Here is a 23074-nt window from a genome sequence, read left to right as displayed (position 1 = left end):
TTATTTCACCTCTGCTAAGCCTGAAGACGCGACCTGCTGCAGCGCGCCGGCAAAAATTGTCAGCCCTTCATCCAGAACGCTGTCTTCAATCGTTAGCGGCATTAAAAAGCGGATAGCATTTGCCTGTTTGCCGCATTTAAGAAGAATAAGCCCCTCACGGGCACAGCTTTTGACTAACCGATCGATAAGCCCGGTCGCCGGCGTTCGCTCTCCATGCTCCAGAGAAAAAAGCTCCAGCGCAATCATGGCGCCAGTCCCGCGTATCTCATAGCCAATCGACAGAGGGCTGACAATGGACACTAAGGCGGAGCGCAGACGTTGACCCAGACGCCGGGCTGCGCCCAGCAGGTCCGTCTCTTCAAAGAGCTTAAGTACCGCCAGCGCCGCCGCGCAGGAAAGCGGGTTGCCTGCCCAGGTTCCACCAAGACCGCCCGGTGCCACCTGGTTGATAAGCGACTCACGGCCCACCACGCCAGACAGCGGAAGCCCGCCGGCAACGGATTTACCGAACACAATTAAATCGGCGTCAACACCGGTTTGTTCCATAGCAAAGAACGTCCCCGTGCGTCCCGCGCCAGACTGAACTTCATCCGCGATTAACACGATGCCTTCCCGGTCACAGAGTTCACGCAGAGCACGCATAAACGCAGGCGGCACGACGTAAAACCCGCCCTCTCCCTGAACGGGCTCGATGACGATGGCGGCCACATCCTGGGGGGCAATGTCGCTCGTTAATATCGTCTTGAGGCCCGCCAGCGCCTGAGCAATATCACGCTCCGTCTCTCCCTGCGGGAAGGGTGCCCGGAAGACCGGGCCGGGCATAATCCCCATCCCCTGGCTGTAGGGCGCAATTTTGCCGTTCATCGCGAGGGTCATAAACGTACGCCCGTGATAGGCACCGCTGAAAACAATCACACCGCTTCGCCGCGTGGCCACGCGGGCAACCTTAAGCGCGCTTTCCACCGCTTCGGACCCCGTCGTCAGGAGAAAACTCCGTCGGTCAAAATCTCCAGGCATTAAGGCGTTAATACGTTCACACACCGCGATATACGATTCATAAGGGGTGGCGGCAAAACAGCTGTGGGTAAACTGGTGCAGTTGGCGCTCAACGGCCGCGATAACGTTGGGATGAAGATGGCCGGTATTGAGCGCGGCAATGCCGCCGGAAAAATCAATGTAGCGACGGTTGTTGACGTCATACATCACCGCATTTTCCGCTCGTTGAATATAAACCGGATGCATCTGGTTAATACCACGGGCGACGGCACCCTCCCGTCGCTGCAAAAGCTGCTCGACTACAGTATCCATAACGCTCTCCTCAGGGGGCGGTCGGAACAACCGCCCGTCAGGTTATTGATGACGCGCCTGTTGCAACATGGCATCTGCATGCTGGTTTAACTGCTGACGATCGCCATAGCGGTAAGGATCGAGGAAATCGAAACGGACCGGTTTATCTCCGCGGTCGAACAAGTGCCCGATTCCGCCAGGCGCGTTATGAGCCCAGTAGAACAGAGAATCGGCAAATTCCTCCGTTGCCCGGGACAGGTAACGATTGGTGAAATCAGAGAAATCGATGGGGAAATGCTCGCGGTTGTCAGCAAAAAGCGAATGAAGCGTAGCAATCACCTCTTTTTCTGGAAGGTTACCGGCGCGATAGGCTTCCATTGTTTCGCAGGCCTTATCGAAAATAGCCTCATAGTAAGGGCTCTCAATGGAAAGATGTCCCGGATAGGTTGCGCTTTCAAATTCCTTCTCAAGCCGCTCGTCATCACCGTGCTGCTGATAGTCGCTGAGGATTTTACGCAGACGCAACACGCCGATGTAACTGCCGCTAATCCAGATACGGAACCACGCATTCCACAGTGGGAAGCTATCAAATGCGGTGAATGAATTTGCCACCAGCCTGTCGTTTACCTTCACCACTTCCAGGCTGTAATCCTGATAGCTGGCGAAATTCGCTGCTGACCAGTCATCCTGTCTGACGGCACGAACAATTTTAGGCGCGACGCGCAGAATCGATTCGAACGTATTCACCAACCCGCGCGAGAACAGCGGATCGACAAAGCCCACTGCATGGCCTAAAAGGCAATAACGCTCCCCTACGCTTTCGCGGCTGGTGTAATTCAGACGAGGTGCAACGGTCCATTCGCGTACCCGTGCCGCGCTCTCAAAGTGACGGGCAACGGAGGGGTGCTCATCGAGAAAACGGGTAAACTCTTCTTCCGGATCGCCTGCGGGACCATGTTTATCAATATCGAACTGCAGGCCGACGCTGCATAAGGTATTGGTCGAATAGGGGTGGTTGTTGAACGGAATAATCCACAGCCATCCGCCTTCAAACATGTGGTGCAGCGTGCTCTGTGAGAGCGGGGTCGGCGAACCGGTCACGTCCGTTGAGGCGATGACGTCTTCATACAGTTTGACCCCTGTCATATGGGTGAACAACGAACGCGTACGGCTCTGCATCTCACGTGCACCCTCGCGCAGGCCAAACTTATCGGCAACCGGTGAACGATAGCCTGCTGCATCCACGACGTACCTGGCTTTTATCTGCTCTTTTCCCAGATCCAGCAGCATCCCGTCGCCGGTTTCTTCAATCGACTGGATGCGGGTTTGCTGGCGAATATCGGCCCCCAGACGTGCGGCCAGCGCCAGATAATAGGCATCAATATCCTGACGGAACAGATGCGCTTCCGGCGACAATACCGGTGTCGAGACAACGTCCTGGGGATTATGCGCTTTATTCTTACCGTTCCATGCAAAGCTGAACGCCAGTTTAATACCGGCGCTCGACGTACCAATATTTTCCATCAGCGCGTGAATTTCCCCCGGCCACGCCAGCTCAGGAATATTGTACTGACGCGCCAGAATTTTCAACAGTACAGCACTTTCCGGCACCATCGATTCCCCGACGGCAAAGCGAGGATGGGTACCGGCATCAATAATTACCACGTTTAATTTCTGTTTTGCCAGAATAGCGCCGAGCATGGTTCCTGCAATACCGCTCCCGATGATGGCCACATCATAATGACTTTGTTTCATTGCTTTACCCTTAATAATATTACTGAGTGACTAACTGAGTTGTTATTTCGATTTCATGTTCACGCGTTTGATCTGCCTGAATCAGAAAAAGATATGTTGCCTGTTGTGTTAACCATTCTCTCGCCAGAGACAGGGCAATTTCTTTGCCAGTGCGCTGCGGCATTGTCAGTACCATGGTGGGTCCCTGAAAGCGATAGCGCGTACAGCAAATGGAAATAGGTGCCCCAACATTGGCATTAATAAAATCGACCGGAGAGACGCGCGATTTTATTGCCATGTCATGAATAATTTTCTCGCTGGTATTCACCGGGAATGCCGTGCCAAACTGAATAACCCCGACGCTTTCAAGATGATTATCCAGCAATCCCTTGTGCTGTTGATAAAGTTCATCGACAGTAAACAGCACATTTAAAGACAATGGGTCGGCTGTTTTTAGCCCCCGGCGCAAGGTCTCATCTAAATCTGACCAGATTAATGAGCGTGCGGTACTCGTAGAAACGATCTTCATTAGCTGCCCCACCTTTTACATTACGGTAAATATCAGGCAGGTGTTAAAACCACCAAACCCGATCGTCATGCTTAACCCGGTCTTTCCCGTTAAGGGCTGAGGCTGCGCGGCAGGTAAATTAAAACGCAGGCCATCAATCGGCTTTTTCAGTTCATACACCGGAGGGATCGTGCCCGCATTGAGGCTATGAATGAGCGCGATGGCTTCCAGCGCCCCTGTCGCCCCCAGCGTATGGCCAAAATTGCCCTTCGTCGCGAAGACCCAGGGACGATGTGTGAAAAACTGGTTATAGGCATTGCTTTCAACCCGATCGTTGGTCAGGGTACCCGAACCGTGCGCATTGATAAGCGCAATATCGCCAGGTTCAAGTCCCGCCTGCGTCAGGGCACGCTGCAATGCCAGGCGGATGCCATTGCCTTGCTCATCCGGCGCGGTCAAGCCTGCCGCATCGTTAGACGCCCCAGCACCGACAAGCCTTGCCAGCACGCGTGGTGCAGAGCCGCCTTCTCGTTGCAGCACCAGAAAACCGGCCCCTTCTCCGAGAATGGTTCCTTCGTGTGTAGCATCGAACGATTTCAGGGTAGAAAGTGAGAGCGTGCCTAATGCGCTATGGGCCAGACGTTTTGAATCAGTAAGAATATCGGCGCCGCCGCACACGCACAGATCGGCTTGCCCCGTTGCAATTAAATGCGCCCCCAGAAGAAGAGCATCCGAGCCCGAGGAGCAGGCGGTAGAAAGGGCTATCCCTTCCATTCCCAGCGACTCCGCCACCTCGTTGACCCAGCCGTCGAGCGGCTCCCGGCAAAACGCCTCGCTGTCGAGGCGGAATCCCAGACTGGTTCCGACAATCAAAAAGCGTCGCTCCTCCGGCACAGGTTCTGCTGCACCCGAATCCTCTAGCGCCTGGCGGGCCGTGCGTTTCGTCAGAGCGATCAATTTTTCGCGCATTTCGGCAGGCCATTCACCCGGCAGCATGGCGGCCAGATCGGTACGCAAGCTTCGATCCGATGGCGCAGGCGCAATACCGGTTTGTTTTTCCAGTAAAGTCTGGAAAACATCCTCGATACGATCGCCAGACGCAGTTGTCCATCCCATGCCGACAACATTGGCGACATACGTTGTAGTAGTCATCATTTTTTCCCTTTACCGCAAAATAGTACGGTAAGCTGGTTAAAGTGAATTAACGATATATCAGTGGAACGCGCGCAAAAATTCGTTTGAAGGTTTATCTTCAAGCGGAGAAGGAGAAAAATTATCTTTAATCTCGCCTGCCGTTAATTCTATCTTTCGTTGATAAGGTTCTTTTTGTAGCCAGCGTGGACTTTCAATAAAATCAAATGCGATGTCCGTCGCATCAAATCCTTCGAGCTCGGCAGGCTTAACCACTTTCCTTCTTTTACGGTCCAGAACCTGTGCATAAGCAGAAATATCAAAATATCGAATGCGATCATCTTCCACCACTGCATTAATACAATGCCAGGGGCGGGGCAAATAAAGATAATTCACAAAAATATTCCGAAGAGAATACACTGGCTTGTTGATTATCTGGCTATACAGTATTGCCGAGACATCGGCCATTTCCGAACAGAAGCAGGGCAAGCGCTGTGTTTGACCCAGCATTTCACGAAGATAATCCTGAGGTGTCAGGTTACGTATGACCTCGTCGCGAAAATGCTCGTAACGTGAAATATAATAATCCCAATGCTCCTCAGGAAATTTGAGGCGAACGATGTCTGCCGGCCATGTTTCAAACACATCTGATTCCTGAAGGACATGGCACATTGTTTTTGGAACTTCACGTAGAATATCATCAAGGCTCGCCAGGTGATATTTTTCAATGACTGCCCGTGCCAGTTCCCGAAGTTCATCATTCATAACATCACCTTACTTATATTGTGTTAAAGAGGCCGCGCCACAATAAACAAAGTTTATATTACGTGGCCGTTCGTGGCGTTTGAGTTTTTTCAGCAGGCTGGCACTGTGCTGCTGGCAATTGGTTTCATTGATCACTGATTCATCGCAGGTCAAAACAATATCGAATCCCGCAATTTGATCCCCTTCATTGACAATTTGGGTCTTGCAGGTCATCACCCCTTTAATTTCCCGGCACAGCTGCTTAACGGCGCCGATATTGACTTTCTCATCCCTGATAACAATAAAATCACTGATTCTGCCTTTGAAAAACAGGAACCCATCAGCGTCCTGGAAGAAGATGTCTCCGGTGCGAAGCCAGCGTTTGCCATCAAGCTCAATGAACGTTTGTCGGTTACCGCGCCCAATGCGCTTGACGAGCAACGTATCAGAACTAATTAGCAACTCCCCCTGCCCGTCCTGGCCGTCTGCACCGGGCAGGATACGAACGTCCGTCTGGTCAATAGGACGTCCGGCTGACGCATAATATCCTCTCCCCAGCAGATGAGCCGGGCATGTCGACACCCGCGGTCCGGCCTCACTGATGCCATAAGTCAGATATAACTCAAGCCATGGCTGTCGGAGTAAAAAGGCTTCCACCTCATTCGGCGCAGCCAAATCGCCCCCAATCGTCAGTTTGTTTAACACCGGCGGAAGCGTTGTTTCCCAGGCGTTCAACTGTCGCAGCAATACGGGCGTGAGCGAACTGAGGGTCACGCCGTATCGCTGTAAATCATCCAGATAATGGGGTACAGAAAACGGAGGTCCACTGATAACAATTTCGCAGCCCGTCTCCAGGGCAGCAATCATCTGGGCAACCAGCGCGGTGGAATAGCACATCGGCAAACTGATCAATACCCTGTCGCTGGCGCTCATGCCGATACTTTTGGCATGACGCAGCGCGTTACGCCGCAGCGAATCAAAATGATGGACACAGCCGCTGCTGAACGACGACGACGTGCCGGACGTGGCTATCACGACCTGCCCCGGCTGTGTCTGTACGGGTCCGCCATCACGGCATTTTCCCACCTGCCAGCGCCCGAGGGGTTCAGCTGCGCTTACGCCCAGCTCCTGCCATCGTCCTGGCTGAACCGGCGTACGCACCAGCGCCCCCGCCGCAAAGTCCTCAAGCATCTGCAGGATGCGTTCTGCTGGCGTGAGCGGCGGGATCAGCGCAGGCACAAAGCCACTGTTGAGGACAGCAAAGAACATATACATCAAGTCCGGGCAGTTCGGCATCGCTATCAGCACCACCCGACCGGGTTCCAGACTCTGCCGCTGCCAGTAATCGACATAGTATTGATAACTCTCTCCTTCAGTGCCGCTGGTCCCCACCGCAGACGTTGCCTGCACCGGAGAAAATAAACCGGCAGGCTCATAGGGAACAAATGCGGCACATTCTTCTGCTCGCGTTAACATTCTCAGGCTCCAAGCTTATTCATAATGAAACGCGAAAGGGTTTGGCACGAATAAAAATTCGCGGGCGAAAACTCTTTATCTTCAACTTTAATATTAAACTCTTCCTCACACTGGAAGCGTAATTCTACAAATCCAATAGAATCCATTCCTACCATTGAGGCGAGACCGGTCTCGTCAGCAATATTTTCGCGCTCGACATCCAGACCAATACGTTCAGCGATGATTTCTTTAATACGATCGACAATTACAGGCATATCCAGTTTCATAATTTTACCCTTTAATGTTTTCAAGTGTTTTATTTACTACAGCGGAAGATGATTCTTTATTTAACCAACGTAATATTGGCGGTGTGGTTGCCGTTACCACGAGCGCCACGATGACCATAATGGAGTAGACGCGTTGTGAAATAAGATGCAATTCGAGCCCGATAGACAGCACAACCAGCTCCATCAGACCACGCGTATTCATGAGCGCGCCAATCATGGAGGCTTCACGAAGGGAATATCCTGAAATACGCGCCCCGAGCAGAGCACCACTGAATTTGGTTATAAATGCCAGTAAGGTGAACCCGATTATCCAGGCAATGTCCTGCGTTGCCATACTGAAGTCGAAATGCGTTTTCAGACCGGCGCTGACAAACAACACGGGAAGTAAAAGATAGTGCATGAAACCGTTCATACTCGCATGCCATTGCTTCGCTAACCCGGGGATCCGCGCGAACATGCTGCCCGCCAGCAAGGCACCGAAACCACTGTGCAGGTGAAGATACTCCGCTCCCCACGCGCTGACCAAAATCCAAAAAATGATCGCCGGAAATCTCATCTCCGGCCTGTGCGCATACCGTATAAGCAGGGGGACCACGACTTTGCCGGTCACCAACCCATAAAGTACCAGGGCTGCCGTCACGACCGCCAAATACGACCACAGCGAATCAGATTTTCCTTCAACCGCGGCAAATACGCTGTCCAAAGCCAAAATCCCCCAGCCTGCCACATCGGTAAGAATGGCAGCGGTAATGACGGGAGGAATGATGGCCAGGTGTAGCATTTTTAAATCTTCAATGATTCGCACAATAACCGGCAGAGCGGATACCGCCAGCGCCGTTCCCATAAAGATATTAAATAAAAGACGATCGGTTTGTGGCGCCAGTTCGGCATGTACCGAATTTCCCGCTAACATGCCACCGATAAACGGCAGCAGCATGCCCAGGAACGCTATTTTCAATGCAGCGATAGTCTGCTTTCGACGGCCATGATTATGACCATGAAAATGCGACAACCCAATATCGAACATGAGCAGAATCATGCCCAGATTCGCCAGCTTATCTATGGTGGTCAGCGACTCCTGGCTAAATAAAGACGTTTGAAATGAGAACAGAGACATTATTCCGGGAAAGAAAGTCGGTCCCAATAAAACGCCTGCAGCAATATGGCCAATAACCTGTGTTTGACCTATTTGCTCCATAAGTTTGCCGACGACATAGCAGGCAAAAACAATGACCGAAAGCTGAATAATAAACATGGGTATCCCCGCCAATGCTAGCGTTGAGTTTATTGATATTAAAAGTGTTTAGTTCGAAACGTGGGCGACGCTGTTCTCGTTAAAATACCCCATCGCGGTGGTTATCATCGCTATCATGACCATAACGAGGCTCAGCAAACAGATGCCCTGCCAGTCCCACCTTTCATAAACCCACGGACCGGTAACGGATCCGGCTGCGCCCAATGCATAATAAAAGAACATATAAAGCGCATAGAGGCTGCTTCTTTTATCCGGATGTAATCCGAGAACACGCGTCTGGTTAGCCACCTGCGCGGCAAAACACCCTAAATCGAATAATATAATGCCCAGCGTAATTCCCGGTAAGGACGCAGGAAAGAGAAACAGTATGGCTATTCCCGCAACCACAAATACCATTCCGCCAAAAATCACGCTGCGACACCCGAAGCGGTCAGCCAGTTTCCCCGCATAGTTCGCCAGTACAAGACCGACGATACCCGCCAGGCCAAATAATCCGGCTGTTCCCGCTGGCAGATGGAGTGGCGGTCTTTGCAGATGAAGCATGATGGTCACCCATAACAGGCTAAAGACGAAAAACCATGCCCCTCCGGTGACGGCAGATTCAATAAGCCGCACGTTACGCAGCAAGCCCGGCAATTGCACCATGACGCTCAGATACCCCGTCTCCCTTGCGGGTTTGACATCAGGCAGGCATCTGATGGCCAGTAGCGCCATGGAGGCCATAACGGCTGCGAAGATGGCCAGCATCCCTCGCCAGCCAAGCGCATCGGCCAGACTGCCGCCCACGAGCCTCGCGAGCAGTATTCCTGCCGAAATGCCCATGGTGATCAGTCCTACCGTAGCGCCTTTTGGCGTAATGTGAAATCCAAGCGCATTCAGTTGCACTGCGCTTGTCGCCATGGCGCCTGTCACTATTCCCGCGCTAAAAAGGAGCAACGGCTGACGGGTCAGGGAAGCGGCGAAGAGCGCAAGTGAGAGGAGAATAAACTGAGAAATAATCAGTTTCTTACGGTTAACGCTGTCTCCAAGCGGAACAAGAAACAGTATTCCCAGCATATAACCTATTTGCATGCTCGCCGCAATGAAGCCGGTATAAAACAGAGGCAACTGCAAAGATGCCGCGATAGCGGGCAATACGGGCTGAAGAATATAGTTATTTGCCATAGCCGTACCCGCCGCGATACTGGCGAACCAGATAAATAACGGCGAAACCGGATTTTCTTGCGCGATATCACTCATTAATCGCCCCCTGTCTTTTTTTTGCCACAATATCAATTGCTACTTTCATTTTTTTCTCGGGAAACGGTAAGACATGCAATAACGTAAATGCAGGTCGGGAATCACGGAAATAGTGCCCATGGATACGCGCTACTTGCTGCCATTCTTCAATTTCAGTCAGATACAGCCTGCTTTGTATTACATCGTCTATTGCATAACCACTGGATTCAAGTATCCCCTTGATCTTATTCAGAACGCATTCCGTTTGCAGTGAGATGTCATCAGATTCAATCTCACCACAAGAATTAAGAGGTCCCGTTTTCGAAATATATAGCCAACCGTCTGCTTCTACCGCTCGCGAGAAACCGAAAGCCTCCTCCCAGCTGCTGCCAGAAGTAATAAGTCTTTTTGATTCCACAATGTCATGCCTTTCATCACAGGGTGAAACAAACATATTACAACCCAATCAAATTTGTCCAGAAAAAATAACAAAAAATTGACCTGAAATTTAGCAGGTAATTAAGTAAGCATTTCCTGGATAAGCTGTAAGCACAGCTAACCAATCAATATCTAAATTAATAAAATTAAATGATAAATAAGGCAGAAAATTTCCCGCAGATAACGTCAATTAAATGAGCTGAGTATTAAAATAATGACTCTTTTATTTAACCGCGAGTTTTTACCGCACGCAAATATTAACCTCACCTAAAAGAATCATATTTCGTTATTTATTTTTATATGTAACTCAATGGAAAATATGAGAAATATTTAAATATAAGACAACCTTATGACGTCACAGAGTATCGTTGTTAATCAGGGTATTCTTAAGAATAAGCGGTCAGGAAATTAAACGGTTTCAATAAAAAAGCCTGCTTTAATTGCAGGCCTTTGCTTCTTGTCGACGGAGACGGGTGCTATAAAGGGCTTAAATCTGATAATCAATCGCCACTTCTTCTGGCTCCATCACCTGACGTTTAATCTCATCAACGGACAGCCCGGCGTTGCAAAGTTCGATAAAGCGCCACACATAGTTGCGCTGCAGCTGTCCACGCTTCAGGCCGAGCCATACGGTATTGGCATCAAACAGATGACGTGTATCAAGACGCACCAGATCTCCCCCCTCGCGTTCGCCACTGGACTGTTCTGCCACCAGACCTATGCCCAGCCCGAGCTCGACGTAGGTTTTGATTACATCAGAGTCCTGTGCGCTCAGCACCACGTCCGGCGTGAGCCCTTTGCGGTTGAAGGCTTCATCAATGCGCGAGCGTCCGGTAATGCCCTGGCGATAGGTAATCAGCGGCCATTTGGCAATGTCTTCCAGCGTCAGGGGCGAAACCTGATTCAACAGATGATCGGCGGGGAGCAACAAACTGTGATACCAGCGGAACCAGGGAAAAGCCACCAGCAGCGGGTCGTTGCTCAGGCGTTCGCTGGCAATGCCGATATCTGCCCCACCATTTTGCAGCAGCACTTCAATTTCCTGCGGCGTCCCCTGGATAAGCTCCAGGCGGACGTCAGGAAAAAGTTCACGGAAGGCTTTAATCACTGGCGGCAGGCTGTAACGCGCCTGGGTGTGGGTGGTGGCGATGGTGAGGACGCCCGAGGCGTCATTCGTGAAGAGATCCGCCAGGCGGCGCACATTGCTGGCTTCGTTGAGGATCCGCTCCGCAATGGTCAGCAAGGCTTTGCCCGGCTCCGTCATGCCAAGCAGACGCTTGCCGCGACGGATAAAAATCTCTATCCCCAGTTCTTCTTCCAGCTCGCGGATATGGCGACTGACGCCGGACTGAGAGGTATAAAGCATATTGGCGACCTCGGTCAGGTTGTAATCCCGCCTGGCCGCCTCACGGATAATTTTAAGTTGCTGGAAATTCACGATTCACTCCGGCGCATCTGACATAACGCTATTGTTAGAGTCAGCCGCACTGCAGAACAAATAATAAAAACCCGCAACTTATGCTTTTATGGAATATCAGCTCACGAGCTGGAGTTCACGGTTCTCAAGCGATGGCTTGCTGACCAGCGACATCAAAATCTCTTTTACCGCCTGCGCCTGTGGCGTCAGCGAGCCGCGTGCGGACATGTTGAGCGACAGCGGCAGGCTCATCGAAGGCGTGGTGATCCGTGCCATCCAGCCATTTGCCGCACTGCAGAGCGAGCGCGCTGCAGATTCTGGCAACACGGTTACGCCCATTCCGCTGGCAATGGCCGCGGTCAGCGTGGAGAGTGAGTCGATCTCGCCGATGATTTTGGCCGTCAGGCGACGCAGGGAGAATGCTTCATCCACGCGCACACGCACGGCGCTGTAATCACGCGGCAGATAGAGGTTCATTTCTGCCACGGCGGTAAGATCGACGCTCTGCCCAGGACAGTCGCGGGTGCCCACGAGGTAGAGATCTTCTTTCAGCAGCGGCTGGCTGGTGATCCCGGCGACCGGAGAACGATCGTAAAGGACCGCCATATCCAGCTGGCCATTGAGCAGTTTGTCATTGAGTACCGAACCGCTGTTCTCGTGCAGATAGACCAGTACTTCCGGTAGCTCAGCACGAACGGCCTGCAGCAGCGGCATGGTGATAGAAGACGCCGCAGTGCCCGGCGCAAGACCAATGGAAACGTGCCCGCTGAGGGTCTGGCCGACGTTGTTGACCGCCAGTTGCGCCTGTTCGCACTGGCGCAGAATAGTGCGGGCATGGGTATAAAGAATTTTTCCGGCTTCCGTTGGCGTGACGCCGCGTTTGGTACGAATCAATAATTGCTGATCCATCTCGCCTTCCAGAGTAGCCACCTGCTGGCTCAGCGCAGGCTGCGCGATATGCAGCACTTCTGCCGCTTGAGTCAGGCTGCCGATATCGACGATTTTTACGAAGTATTTCAGTCGTCTTAAGTTCATTTTGCCCCCTGTTCGAAATGCTTTGCCGGTACTGGCTATCGTTGTTGAACAGGTTTTGCAATATGAATGCCACTTTTACAGGGCGGTCTGAATTCCTCGCTAAGCGCCTGAAAATAAGGAAACCTAATCATGGAGGGGGGTTTTATTACTGAAACAGCAGTTTATGATCTGCCCCATTAGAGGTATATACGCACCAAAGCGGTGCATTACGCTGTCAAAAACATCACATTGCCGATTTTGTCAGCAAACGATCAAAAGGCGTTGATCCACCCTTTGACAAGCGCGGCTGACGTCGATAATATGCGCCCCGTTCACACGATTCCTCTGTAGTTCAGTCGGTAGAACGGCGGACTGTTAATCCGTATGTCACTGGTTCGAGTCCAGTCAGAGGAGCCAAATTTGAAAAGCCTGCTTACGAGCGGGCTTTTTGCTTTTCTGCATCTGGTAAAATTGTCGGGTGGCGGCTTCGCCTTACCCGACCTACAAAAACCTCGAATCGTAGGCCGGGTAAGGCGAAGCCGCCACCCGGCGAAAATCACCTCACATACCGATCTTAACCGGCATCCCCGACCGACGTTCCAGCTCCGCTCCCGCGCCCTCGTTAATCAACTGTGTCCGCTGCGCGGCCGAAATGGGCAGAGGCACTTTCCGGGTTGACTCGAATTCCGCCCGATTGCGTGATAGCGGTTCGTGAACCTCCACCCACCGGCTACCGTCCGGCTCTGTCGTCACTTTAACGGGGCGATCGATAATCTGCACACGGGTGCCCACGGGAACATTATCGAAAAGATATTTGATATCGGCGTTACGCAGACGAATACATCCCTGGCTAACCCGTAGCCCGATACCGAAATTCGAGTTGGTGCCGTGAATCGCATACAGCCTGCCGATATATATCGCATACAGGCCCATCGGGTTATCCGGCCCGGCGGGCACGAAGGCCGGAAGCGTTTTCCCCTCTGCCGCATAGGCGCGACGCGTATTCGGCGTCGGAGACCAGGTGGGCCCCTCCTGCTTACGCTCAACGGCCGTTACCCAGTTTCGCGGAGTTTCACGCCCGGCCTGACCGATGCCGATGGGCAATACGTCAACGGTATTACTGCCCGGTGGATAATAGTAGAGACGCATTTCCGCCACGTTAACGACAATCCCCTCGCGGACGGTGTCGGGCAAAATCAGTTGCTGGGGGATCACCAGCCGGGTGCCGGACTTAGGCAGAAAAGGATCCACGCCCGGGTTTGCTTCCAGCATATTGCTTAGGCCCTGTCCGTAGCGCGCGGCAAACGCCTCAAGCGGTAGCGTATTGCGATCCGGCACGGTGATGACCTGCGAGCTGCCCACCAGACGACTGCCCGTCGGTGGTAAGGGATAGCTCACCGCCTGCACGCTGTGGCCGATCAGTAATGCAGCAAGACAACCCAACACCTCTGTACGACGCATCTTCCCTTCCTCAGTCGCTTCGCTATTTGTTAAGCATAGCGTAGCCGTTTTGCATTACCCATCAGGAGATAAAATCAGTTTGCACAGGCTGCCTGTCGCGGTAGTCTCATAGGTTCCGTTTATATGACGGCTGCTATGTGAGTGACCTTTTCTTATACCAATAATTAAAATCAGTATGGACAGGACAACTATGGACTCCACCCTCATCTCCGAACGTCCCGGCGAGGAGACCCCTTCGCTCAATCGTGCCCGTCGCGCCGCCCTCGGCAGCTTCGCGGGCGCCGTCGTCGACTGGTATGATTTTCTGCTCTACGGTATCACCGCCGCGCTGGTGTTTAACCGTGAATTCTTCCCCCAGGTCAGCCCCGCGATGGGCACCCTCGCCGCATTTGCCACCTTCGGCGTCGGGTTCCTGTTTCGTCCGCTTGGTGGGGTGATCTTCGGCCACTTCGGCGACCGGCTGGGCCGCAAACGCATGCTAATGCTTACCGTCTGGATGATGGGGATTGCCACTGCGCTGATTGGCATTCTCCCTTCGTTTTCCGCCATTGGCTGGTGGGCACCGGTATTGCTGGTGACACTGCGCGCCATCCAGGGCTTCGCCGTAGGCGGCGAATGGGGCGGCGCGGCGCTGTTATCCGTTGAGAGCGCACCGAAAAACCGGAAAGCGTTCTACAGCAGCGGCGTACAGGTGGGATATGGCGTGGGGCTGCTGCTGTCGACCGGGCTGGTGTCACTCATCAGCCATTACACCACCGACGAGCAGTTCCTGAGCTGGGGCTGGCGCATTCCGTTTATCTTCAGCATCGTGCTGGTCATTGCCGCGCTGTGGATCCGTAATGGGATGGAGGAGTCGGCAGAATTCGAAAAGCAGCAGGAAAAGCCTTCCGTCAAAAAACGCCTTCCGGTTATGGAAGCCCTCGTCCGGCACCCTGGCGCTTTTCTGAAAATTATCGCCCTGCGCCTGTGTGAGCTGCTGACGATGTACATCGTCACCGCGTTTGCCCTGAACTACTCGACGCAAAATCTCGGTCTGCCGCGTGAGCTATTCCTGAATATTGGTCTGGTGGTCGGCGGGATCAGCTGCCTGACGATCCCCTGTTTCGCCTGGCTGGCGGACAAATTTGGCCGCCGTCGCGTCTATATCACCGGCGCGCTGATTGGTACCCTCAGCGCCTGGCCGTTCTTTATGGCGCTGGAGGCGCAGTCTGTCTTCTGGATTGTCTTCTTCGCCATTATGCTCGCGAACATCGCTCACGATATGGTGGTCTGCGTACAGCAGCCGATGTTTACCGAACTGTTTGGCGCGAGCTATCGCTACAGCGGCGCGGGCGTGGGCTACCAGGTTGCCAGCGTGGTCGGCGGCGGTTTCACGCCATTTATTGCCGCCGCGCTGGTGACCTTCTCCGGGGGAAACTGGCACAGCGTGGCGATTTATCTGCTGGCTGGATGCCTGCTGTCAGCGGCGACGGCGCTACTGATGAAAGAGACGCGCCACAGCTGATCTCCCTTTTGTTTCACAGGCGTGTGACATACTATCGGGTAGAGTCGCACACCTGTGGAACAAGGAGACAGAGATGAATAATAAGGGCTCCAGCCTGACCCCGGCTCAGGCGCTGGAAAAACTCGACGCACTGTATGAACAGTCCGTCAACGCGCTGCGCAGCGCCATCAGCGAATATATCGAAACAGGGAAACTTCCCGACGAAAAGGCCAGAAGTGAAGGCCTTTTTGTTTATCCATCGCTCTCTGTGACCTGGGATGGCAGCGCCAGCACGACGCCAAAAACCCGCGCCTATGCCCGTTTTACCCACTCCGGCTGCTACAGCACCACCGTCACCCGCCCTGCACTGTTCCGCCCTTATCTTGAAGAGCAACTCACGCTGTTATACCAGGATTACGGCGCACACATTGCCGTAGAACCTTCACAGCATGAGATCCCGTATCCTTACGTGATTGACGGTTCGGCGCTAACCCTTGATCGTTCCATGAGCGCGGGACTGACCCGCCATTTCCCAACCACCGAGCTTTCACAGATTGGCGATGAAACGGCAGACGGGATTTATCACCCGGCAGAATTTTCTCCCCTCTCGCACTTTGATGCCCGCCGGGTGGATTTCTCGCTGGCACGCCTGCGCCACTACACCGGCACGCCCGCCGAGCATTTCCAGCCGTTCGTGCTGTTTACCAACTACACCCGTTACGTCGATGAGTTTGTCCGTTGGGGCTGCAGCCAGATCCTTGACCCGGAAAGCCCGTACATCGCGCTCTCCTGTGCGGGCGGGATCTGGATCACCGCAGAGACTGAAGCGCCCGAGCAGGCCATTTCCGACCTGGCATGGAAAAAGCACCAGATGCCTGCCTGGCACCTGATCACCGCCGACGGCCAGGGCATCACGCTGATCAACATCGGCGTGGGGCCGTCGAACGCCAAAACCATCTGCGACCATCTGGCGGTACTGCGCCCGGACGTCTGGCTGATGATCGGCCATTGCGGCGGCCTGCGCGAAAGCCAGCTGATTGGTGATTACGTGCTGGCCCACGCCTACTTACGCGACGACCACGTTCTCGACGCCGTGCTGCCGCCAGACATTCCGATTCCGAGCATCGCTGAAGTGCAGCGCGCGCTGTATGACGCCACCAAAGAGGTGAGCGGCATGCCCGGTGAAGAGGTTAAGCAGCGCCTGCGCACCGGTACGGTGGTCACTACCGATGACCGTAACTGGGAGCTGCGTTACTCCGCCTCCGCGCTGCGGTTCAACCTGAGCCGTGCGGTGGCGATTGATATGGAAAGCGCCACCATTGCCGCGCAGGGGTATCGCTTCCGCGTGCCTTACGGCACCTTGCTCTGCGTGTCCGATAAGCCGCTGCATGGCGAAATCAAGCTGCCGGGTCAGGCCAACCGCTTCTATGAAGGGGCGATATCCGAACACCTGCAAATTGGCATTCGTGCCATTGATTTGCTGCGGGCGGAAGGTGACAAACTGCATTCCCGCAAGTTGCGTACCTTCAACGAGCCACCGTTCCGCTGATAACAATTAAGGAAAATGCATGTCCACCTCATCACCCTTAGCGGCCCTGCGCCGGTGGCTTCAGGAAAACCATCTCGACGGGATGATCGTCCCGCGCGCGGATGCCTGGCAGAGTGAATACTGCGCGCCGTATGATGAAAAACTGGCCTGGCTGACGGGCTTTGACGGCTCGGCTGGCCTGGCGCTGGTTCTGAAAGACAAGGCGTTGCTGTTCGTCGACGGGCGCTATCAGGTGCAGGCCCGTGTTCAGGTCAACCTGGATGAGATTGAAATTCATCATCTGCACAATGAACCGCTGGCAGCATGGCTGGCGGCAAACGTTGAGCCCGCCACGCGCATCGGTTTTGATCCACTGCTGATGACAAATACCGAGTTTACGCAACTTTCTGCCACGCCGTGTGAGCTCGTCCCGCTGAATGCCTCACCGTTTGACACGCTCTGGATCGATCGTCCTGCCGCACCGGCGGGGCAGATCCGTGAAATGCCGTTTGCGGTAAGCGGTGAAAGCAGCGAAGACAAACGTCAGCGCGTTGCCGCTGTGCTGGCCGCGAACAATGCTGATTATCTGGCGGTTACGCTGCCGGATAACATTGCCTGGCTGCTCAACGTACGCGGGTCAGATATCCCCACCAGCCCGGTACCGCTCTCTTTTGCCCTGTTGCGTCGCGACGGTCACGTGGAGTGGTTTGTTAACGACACTAAGCTCAGCGCCCTGCCCAAAGCCGTGCGTAACACGCTCGCTACTGCGCCACAGGACGCCTTTATCGAACGCTGCCGAGAAATTGCGGAAGGTAAACGGGTGATGGTCGATGCCGATTCCGCACCGGTAGCCCTGCGCTTCGCCATTGAACCACAGGGGGAGATCGTCTGGCAGACCGATCCGATCACCCTGCTGAAAGCCACCAAAAACCCGGTCGAGCTGGCAGGGTATCGTGAATGTCATCACCAGGACGGCGCCGCGTGGGTCAACTTCCTGGCCTGGCTGAGCCGTGAAGTGCCGCGACGTGAAGCGGCTGGAAATCCGTTAACCGAGCTCGAAGTACAGGCGCAACAGCTCGCGTTCCGTAAACAGCAGCCCGGCTTTATCGAGCAGAGCTTTGCGACCATTTCCGCCTCTTCGAGCAACGCGGCGATGTGCCACTATCACTCCAGCGAGGCCAGCAACAAACCCATCGGCCACGATCATTTTTACCTGAATGATTCTGGTGGTCAGTACACTAACGGCACCACTGACGCCACGCGCACGCTTGCCTGGGGTCATGTTCCCCCGCAGCAGCGTATGCATTATACCGCCGTACTGAGAGGCTTCCTGTCGCTGATAACCCTGCAGTTCCCATCCGGCACACACGGGCATCAGCTGGACGCTTTCGCGCGACGTCCGCTGTGGGAAATGGGACTGGATTACGATCACGGCACGGGACATGGCGTGGGGCATCAGCTTCTTATCCATGAAAACCCACACCGCATCGCCAAAAAGGTTAACCCCTGGCCACTGGTGGCGGGCAATATCATGACCATTGAACCGGGGTATTATCTGGGCGGCAGCCACGGTATCCGCATTGAAAACCAGGTGGAAATTGTTGAAAGCCGCCCGGGGTTCTGCACGTTTTCTTCGCTAACGCTGATCCCGATTGATTTAAGCCAGGTGGAATTGCAGCTGTTGACCGGGCAGGAAAAGCAGTGGCTGGATGAATATCATCAGCAGGTTCGCGAGGCGCTGTCACCGCTGGTGAATAGTGAAGCGCGTCCGTGGCTGGTTGAGGCGACGGCGCCGATTAGCATGTAACATCGTGCGGGCTGGTGCCCTCACCCCATCCCTCTCCCACGGGAGAGGGTGCAAACACTAAAAACGGCAACAAGGTTGCCGTTTTGCATTTACCTTACGCAGAAAAGCAAAAAGCCTGCTTTAAAAGCAGACTTTTTAAATTTGGCTCCTCTGACTGGACTCGAACCAGTGACATACGGATTAACAGTCCGCCGTTCTACCGACTGAACTACAGAGGAATCGTGTGAACGGGGCGCATATTATCGATGCTCCCCCGGGATGTCAAAGGCAGAATGCAGATTTCCGATCGTTTGCCGATTTATTCTCCATTTCGCGCATTTGTCAGGCATTTTGTCGCGGATATTTCCATAGCCAGCGCCCGCTGACCATACGCCAGTAGAACAGCGCCCCGCGCACGGCCCAGTCAAGGAACATTCCCAGCCAGACACCCACCACGCCCCAGCCAAGCACCACACCTAACGTATAACCCGCCACAACCCGACATCCCCACATGCCGAGCATCGACACCCACATCGCAAAACGAGCATCACGCGCCCCTTTCAGACCCGCGGGTAGCACCCATGAGGCCGCCCAGATGGGCATAAACGCGGCATTGAGCCAGATAAGGATCTTAACAACCTCTTTCACATCCTGTTCATGGGTATAAAACGCGGCCATCAGCCCGGCAAAGGGGGCGGTTCCCCAGGCGATCGCCGTCAGGCCAATCGTTGACAGCCAGAACACGTGGCGCAGCTGACGTTCCGCCTGGCCTATCTGCCCTTTCCCGAGCCGTTTGCCCGTGATGATGGTCGAGGCTGAACCCAGCGCGTTACCCGGCAGGTTAATCAGCGAGGCGATGGAGAAGGCGATAAAGTTACCGGCGATAACGTCGGTCCCCATACCGGCGACAAACATCTGCGTCAGCAGCTTACCGCCGTTAAACAGCACTGATTCAATACTGGCGGGAATACCAATCCCCATCACTTCCCAGATAATGGCGAAGTTAAAGGGTCGGAAGTAGCTTTTCAGCGTAAGCCGCAGCGAAGGCGTGATGCCCGTCATCAGCACCCCGATAATCGCCGCAGCACCAATGTAGCGAGAAATGGTTAGCCCCAGACCAGCACCGACGAACCCCAACCCTTCCCATGAAAACACGCCGTAGATCAGCACGCTGCTGATGATGATATTCAGGATATTCATCCCGCCGTTGATCAGCAGCGGGATTTTGGTGTTACCCGCCCCGCGCAGCGCGCCACTGCCAATCAGCGCGATGGCTGCGGCCGGATAGCTTATGACGGTCATTTCGAGGTAGGTTAGCGCCAGGTCCTTCACCTCGTTCGTGGCTTCCCCGGCGACAACGTCGATAATCTCTTTACCGAAATAGTGGATCACCGCCGCCAGAACGATCGAAAAAATGGTCATGATCATCAGCGACTGGCGAGCCGCCTCGCGGGCCCGTTTGGGGTCAAGCTTGCCGAGGCTGAAGGCCACCACGACGGTTGTCCCAAGGTCGATAGCCGCGAAGAAGGACATCACCACCATGTTGAAGCTGTCCGCCAGCCCAACCCCCGCCATCGCCTCTTTCCCCAGCCAGCTGACAAGGAAGGTGCTCAACACCCCCATCAGCAGTACGCAGGTATTCTCCAGAAAGATAGGCACCGCAAGGGGGGTGATTTCACGCCAGAAGAGGACACGATAGCTTTTACGTTTTGCGTACCAGGGCGTGCGCATGATCGCCTGGCGCAGAGGAGCAGTGACGTTCAAAATGGACCTTAGCGAGAAAAGTTGAAACTCCATTTCAAATGATGGGGGAGAAATGCTCATCCTGCAAAGTATTTTCCTGAAAAAGATGTGTGGATTTACAACAAACTGACGACAGATTCAGCAGTCAGTCGATTTTCTCTAAGATCAGGTTTGACAAAAGTTTTTTCGCCGCTAAGATAAGCCTCCACAACGATTCCTCTGTAGTTCAGTCGGTAGAACGGCGGACTGTTAATCCGTATGTCACTGGTTCGAGTCCAGTCAGAGGAGCCAAATTTAAAAAGCCTGCTTTTAAAGCAGGCTTTTTGCTTTTCTGTGCCTGATAAAATTGTCAGGTGGCGGCTGCGCCTTACCCGACCTACTAAAATAAAAAAGGCTCTCTGTCACCAGAGAGCCTTTTTCACCATTCACTGCGATTACTCGCTTTTTGCTTCGCCGTTTTTGATTTCGCCCATCACTTTCAGCTTTTTAGAGATATCGCGACGCTCTTTGGACAGCTCAGCATTTTTGATGATGTAGTCATCCACGCGGTCTTCATAGTCGCTCTTCATGCTGGCGATGATGCCCTGAATAGCTTCAACGCTCATGCCTGGCTTGATGTAGTCGCTCAGGTTGTCGAGCAGCAGGACACGTTTCTGGTTGTCACGGATCTTCTTCTCAACGTCCTGGATTTCACGCTGCAGTTTGTTTTTGCGGCGGAACAGGCGGACGAATTCCAGAACATCCTGGAACGAAGGCTTGGTAGTTTCCATTTTTACACCCCTGATAATGTGAGATTCGGATTCGTTAAAGCAACCGTTGTATCAATAACCTTACTGACAGCGGCTGCGAATGACAATGACTATATCGTTTAACGCTATCATAACCCCAATTGCTGCTGAATCGAAGCAGCAGGCGTCACATCCGCGTTTTATTTGCGCAGCGCCCGGCAAATGAGGTGCGATAACAGTTCAAGCTGCCGAGCCAGTTCCAGGCTCAACCAGACATAGCCATGAATGGGCGTTTCCGCCACGTTATCACCCTGCCGCTCGCTAATAAGCGTTTTCAGCTCCGCCACAATGTCATTCAGACGCTCGCTGTTCGCCAGTATCGGCTGCGGGTTGCCTTCATAGAGCGCATGAGCGATGGTCAACAGGGTTTGCTGCGTCATCTGCTGTGTCTCTTTCAGCGTATGTGCGTTGAGCATCAGCAGATGGCTTGGGCGAGAAGCCCAGTGCGCGTTAATCTGCAGCTCAAGCATGCAGACCAGATTGCGGCTTACGGTCTGAATAGCCTCAAAAATCGCTTTCTGAATATGGGTCTCTTTGCTCGCGGGGGTAATCAGGCCGCGCATTTTGACCACGTCATTAAGGATGGTTTGCAGATGCTTTTCCAGCCGTGGGCGCTCAACCAGATTGGGGGAGAAACCGGCCTGGTAAACGCGGTTAAACGCGGTGACATAGCTGGCCATCTGGATACGCCAGTGCAAAAAAGCACGCTGCGGCCAGATGCCGGTAAACAGCATGGCAAGCAGCGAGCCCAGGATGACATCCCCGCTTCGCCAGAGCGCCGTGGTCATATCCCCGGCCGGTGCGCCGACCACCACTGCAAGGGTGATACCAATCAGCAGCGCCTGATAGGGGCGTTTGCCCAACGCCAGCCAACCGCAGAGGAACATGGCCGCACCGCACCATGCCAGCATGACCGGAAATGAGATAAGCTCCAGCTTCAGGGCAATAAGCCCCAGCGCAGAGCCAAGAACGGTACCGCCGATCCGCTCGAAGGCGCGAGGAACAACGTTCCCCCAAAATGAGATAGGCCCCATCACCACCACCAGCGTGATCAGCGGCCACGTCCCCTCCGGAACATCCAGCAGTCGGACCAGTATAAAAGTCAATACGAACGCCAGCGCAATGCGGCACCCATGCACCACGCGGTAATGTTTGTATAGACGAATTTCAAACGGCGTTAATGATTTGTCGGGACGCACACCCGCTCTCCAGCTACACGGCAAATCACAATTGTACTGTGTTTTCAGCCGGGCGGATCACACCCGGCTGAAAAACCCTTCATTTAGCAGGCTTAAGCCGTTTTGTGCTCTACCGCGATAAACATTTCGATATCCCAGTAACCGTCCGCGTTGCCATCATTGAGATAACGTTCGAAGCAGGGTTTGAGCGCCATCTGATATTTATTGTCCTGCAACAGGGAATTGAAGAACTGATACCACGGTGTCGCAAAGTCGTAGTTTTCCACACGCGCCGTGGCCACGGCATAATCACCCGCCGCGATTTCCGTCATCATGACGCCTTCGCTGTTATCCGGGATAACAAAATCCTCCGGTACCGTAACGGCCGTATCACAGCGCAGTTTTTCCGCCGGGACCTCATCAGGATTATCGTAGTAGACCGCCACCCACTCCAGCGGCTCAATGTGACGTCCGTCCACCCACATGACCAGCTGTTCAAATCCCTGCTTAACCGTTTTTTCCCACGGCCCAACAAGATGAAAACCCGCAATCTTACGCTTCTGTTGCTGCTTGATGCTGTAGTCCATACTGCCTCCGCTTATTACTGTATATTTATACA

The 23074-nt window shown here is 53.7% G+C and carries 20 protein-coding genes and 3 tRNA genes; 5 read left to right on the top strand and 18 right to left on the bottom strand.

What is annotated here, in order from left to right; genetic code table 11:
- From O1723_RS07845 to nac, 12 genes are all read right to left on the bottom strand, one after another.
- Positions 1–1308 (bottom strand): aminotransferase class III-fold pyridoxal phosphate-dependent enzyme, encoded by a 1308-nt coding sequence (locus O1723_RS07845; protein ID WP_038421091.1) that lies wholly within the window; start codon positions 1306–1308, stop codon positions 1–3.
- Positions 1309–1350: 42 nt separating this feature from the next.
- Complete coding sequence (locus O1723_RS07840) at positions 1351–3042, bottom strand: NAD(P)/FAD-dependent oxidoreductase (protein WP_014884437.1); 1692 nt, start codon at positions 3040–3042, stop codon at positions 1351–1353.
- A 19-nt stretch (positions 3043–3061) separates the two neighbouring features.
- Entirely contained in the window at positions 3062–3550 is a 489-nt protein-coding gene (locus O1723_RS07835) for a hypothetical protein (protein WP_023337500.1), read from the bottom strand.
- A 15-nt stretch (positions 3551–3565) separates the two neighbouring features.
- Positions 3566–4684: a beta-ketoacyl synthase N-terminal-like domain-containing protein gene (locus O1723_RS07830; protein ID WP_023337501.1), complete on the bottom strand. Its 1119-nt coding sequence runs from the start codon at positions 4682–4684 to the stop codon at positions 3566–3568.
- Between the two features lie 57 nt (positions 4685–4741).
- Positions 4742–5425: a hypothetical protein gene (locus tag O1723_RS07825; RefSeq protein WP_014884440.1), complete on the bottom strand. Its 684-nt coding sequence runs from the start codon at positions 5423–5425 to the stop codon at positions 4742–4744.
- Positions 5426–5434: 9 nt separating this feature from the next.
- Positions 5435–6880 (bottom strand): class I adenylate-forming enzyme family protein, encoded by a 1446-nt coding sequence (locus O1723_RS07820; RefSeq protein ID WP_023337502.1) that lies wholly within the window; start codon positions 6878–6880, stop codon positions 5435–5437.
- Between the two features lie 2 nt (positions 6881–6882).
- Positions 6883–7146 carry an acyl carrier protein gene (locus O1723_RS07815; protein WP_023337503.1) on the bottom strand — a complete coding sequence of 88 codons (264 nt, stop codon included), beginning with the start codon at positions 7144–7146 and terminating at the stop codon, positions 6883–6885.
- A 4-nt stretch (positions 7147–7150) separates the two neighbouring features.
- Entirely contained in the window at positions 7151–8401 is a 1251-nt protein-coding gene (locus O1723_RS07810; protein ID WP_023337504.1) for a cation:proton antiporter, read from the bottom strand.
- Between the two features lie 48 nt (positions 8402–8449).
- On the bottom strand, positions 8450–9640 hold the full coding sequence (locus O1723_RS07805) for an MFS transporter (RefSeq protein WP_023338515.1): 1191 nt from the start codon (positions 9638–9640) through the stop codon (positions 8450–8452).
- Positions 9633–10037 (bottom strand): Rid family hydrolase, encoded by a 405-nt coding sequence (locus O1723_RS07800; RefSeq protein ID WP_032629102.1) that lies wholly within the window; start codon positions 10035–10037, stop codon positions 9633–9635. The genes O1723_RS07805 and O1723_RS07800 overlap by 8 nt, the downstream gene beginning before the upstream one ends.
- Before the next feature lie 507 nt (positions 10038–10544).
- Entirely contained in the window at positions 10545–11495 is a 951-nt protein-coding gene (cbl, locus tag O1723_RS07795; RefSeq protein ID WP_248190821.1) for an HTH-type transcriptional regulator Cbl, read from the bottom strand.
- Between the two features lie 96 nt (positions 11496–11591).
- Positions 11592–12509 carry a nitrogen assimilation transcriptional regulator NAC gene (nac, locus tag O1723_RS07790; RefSeq protein ID WP_014884446.1) on the bottom strand — a complete coding sequence of 306 codons (918 nt, stop codon included), beginning with the start codon at positions 12507–12509 and terminating at the stop codon, positions 11592–11594.
- 320 nt (positions 12510–12829) lie between these two features.
- Here nac and O1723_RS07785 point away from each other — a divergent pair.
- Positions 12830–12905: transfer RNA gene (locus O1723_RS07785), tRNA-Asn, on the top strand.
- A gap of 144 nt (positions 12906–13049) precedes the next feature.
- Here O1723_RS07785 and ldtA read toward each other — a convergent pair.
- A complete protein-coding gene (ldtA, locus tag O1723_RS07780) occupies positions 13050–13949 on the bottom strand; it encodes a L,D-transpeptidase (RefSeq protein WP_023338516.1) in 900 nt (299 codons plus the stop codon).
- Between the two features lie 190 nt (positions 13950–14139).
- Here ldtA and shiA point away from each other — a divergent pair, with 190 nt between their 5' ends.
- The 3 genes from shiA to O1723_RS07765 all read left to right on the top strand — a co-directional run bounded on the left by shiA (position 14140) and on the right by O1723_RS07765 (position 18767).
- Positions 14140–15453 (top strand): shikimate transporter, encoded by a 1314-nt coding sequence (gene shiA, locus O1723_RS07775; RefSeq protein ID WP_023337509.1) that lies wholly within the window; start codon positions 14140–14142, stop codon positions 15451–15453.
- 73 nt (positions 15454–15526) lie between these two features.
- Complete coding sequence (locus tag O1723_RS07770) at positions 15527–16981, top strand: AMP nucleosidase (protein ID WP_014884456.1); 1455 nt, start codon at positions 15527–15529, stop codon at positions 16979–16981.
- 19 nt (positions 16982–17000) lie between these two features.
- Entirely contained in the window at positions 17001–18767 is a 1767-nt protein-coding gene (locus O1723_RS07765; protein WP_023337510.1) for an aminopeptidase P family protein, read from the top strand.
- Positions 18768–18909: 142 nt separating this feature from the next.
- Here the strand turns inward: O1723_RS07765 and O1723_RS07760 are convergent.
- Together O1723_RS07760 and emmdR are read right to left on the bottom strand one after the other, a co-directional pair.
- Positions 18910–18985, bottom strand: a tRNA-Asn gene (locus O1723_RS07760).
- Positions 18986–19088: 103 nt separating this feature from the next.
- On the bottom strand, positions 19089–20543 hold the full coding sequence (gene emmdR / locus O1723_RS07755; RefSeq protein ID WP_121496143.1) for a multidrug efflux MATE transporter EmmdR: 1455 nt from the start codon (positions 20541–20543) through the stop codon (positions 19089–19091).
- 161 nt (positions 20544–20704) lie between these two features.
- Between emmdR and O1723_RS07750 the strand changes: the two genes are divergently transcribed.
- A tRNA-Asn gene (locus O1723_RS07750) sits at positions 20705–20780 on the top strand.
- Between the two features lie 143 nt (positions 20781–20923).
- Here the strand turns inward: O1723_RS07750 and O1723_RS07745 are convergent.
- The 3 genes from O1723_RS07745 to sbmC form a co-directional block, all read right to left on the bottom strand.
- Positions 20924–21259, bottom strand: a complete 336-nt coding sequence (locus O1723_RS07745) for a DUF496 family protein (protein WP_008499467.1) — start codon at positions 21257–21259, stop codon at positions 20924–20926.
- A 158-nt stretch (positions 21260–21417) separates the two neighbouring features.
- Positions 21418–22476, bottom strand: coding sequence for an FUSC family protein (locus O1723_RS07740; RefSeq protein ID WP_014884459.1), 1059 nt, complete (start codon positions 22474–22476; stop codon positions 21418–21420).
- Positions 22477–22568: 92 nt separating this feature from the next.
- Complete coding sequence (gene sbmC / locus O1723_RS07735; protein ID WP_014884460.1) at positions 22569–23042, bottom strand: DNA gyrase inhibitor SbmC; 474 nt, start codon at positions 23040–23042, stop codon at positions 22569–22571.
- Positions 23043–23074: the final 32 nt, after the last annotated feature.

The sequence above is a fragment of the Enterobacter cloacae complex sp. HYC080_NIDB genome, from assembly GCF_056673325.1.
The sequence above is the reverse complement of the archived record's forward strand: the minus strand, read 5'-3'. Positions and strand labels throughout refer to the sequence as shown.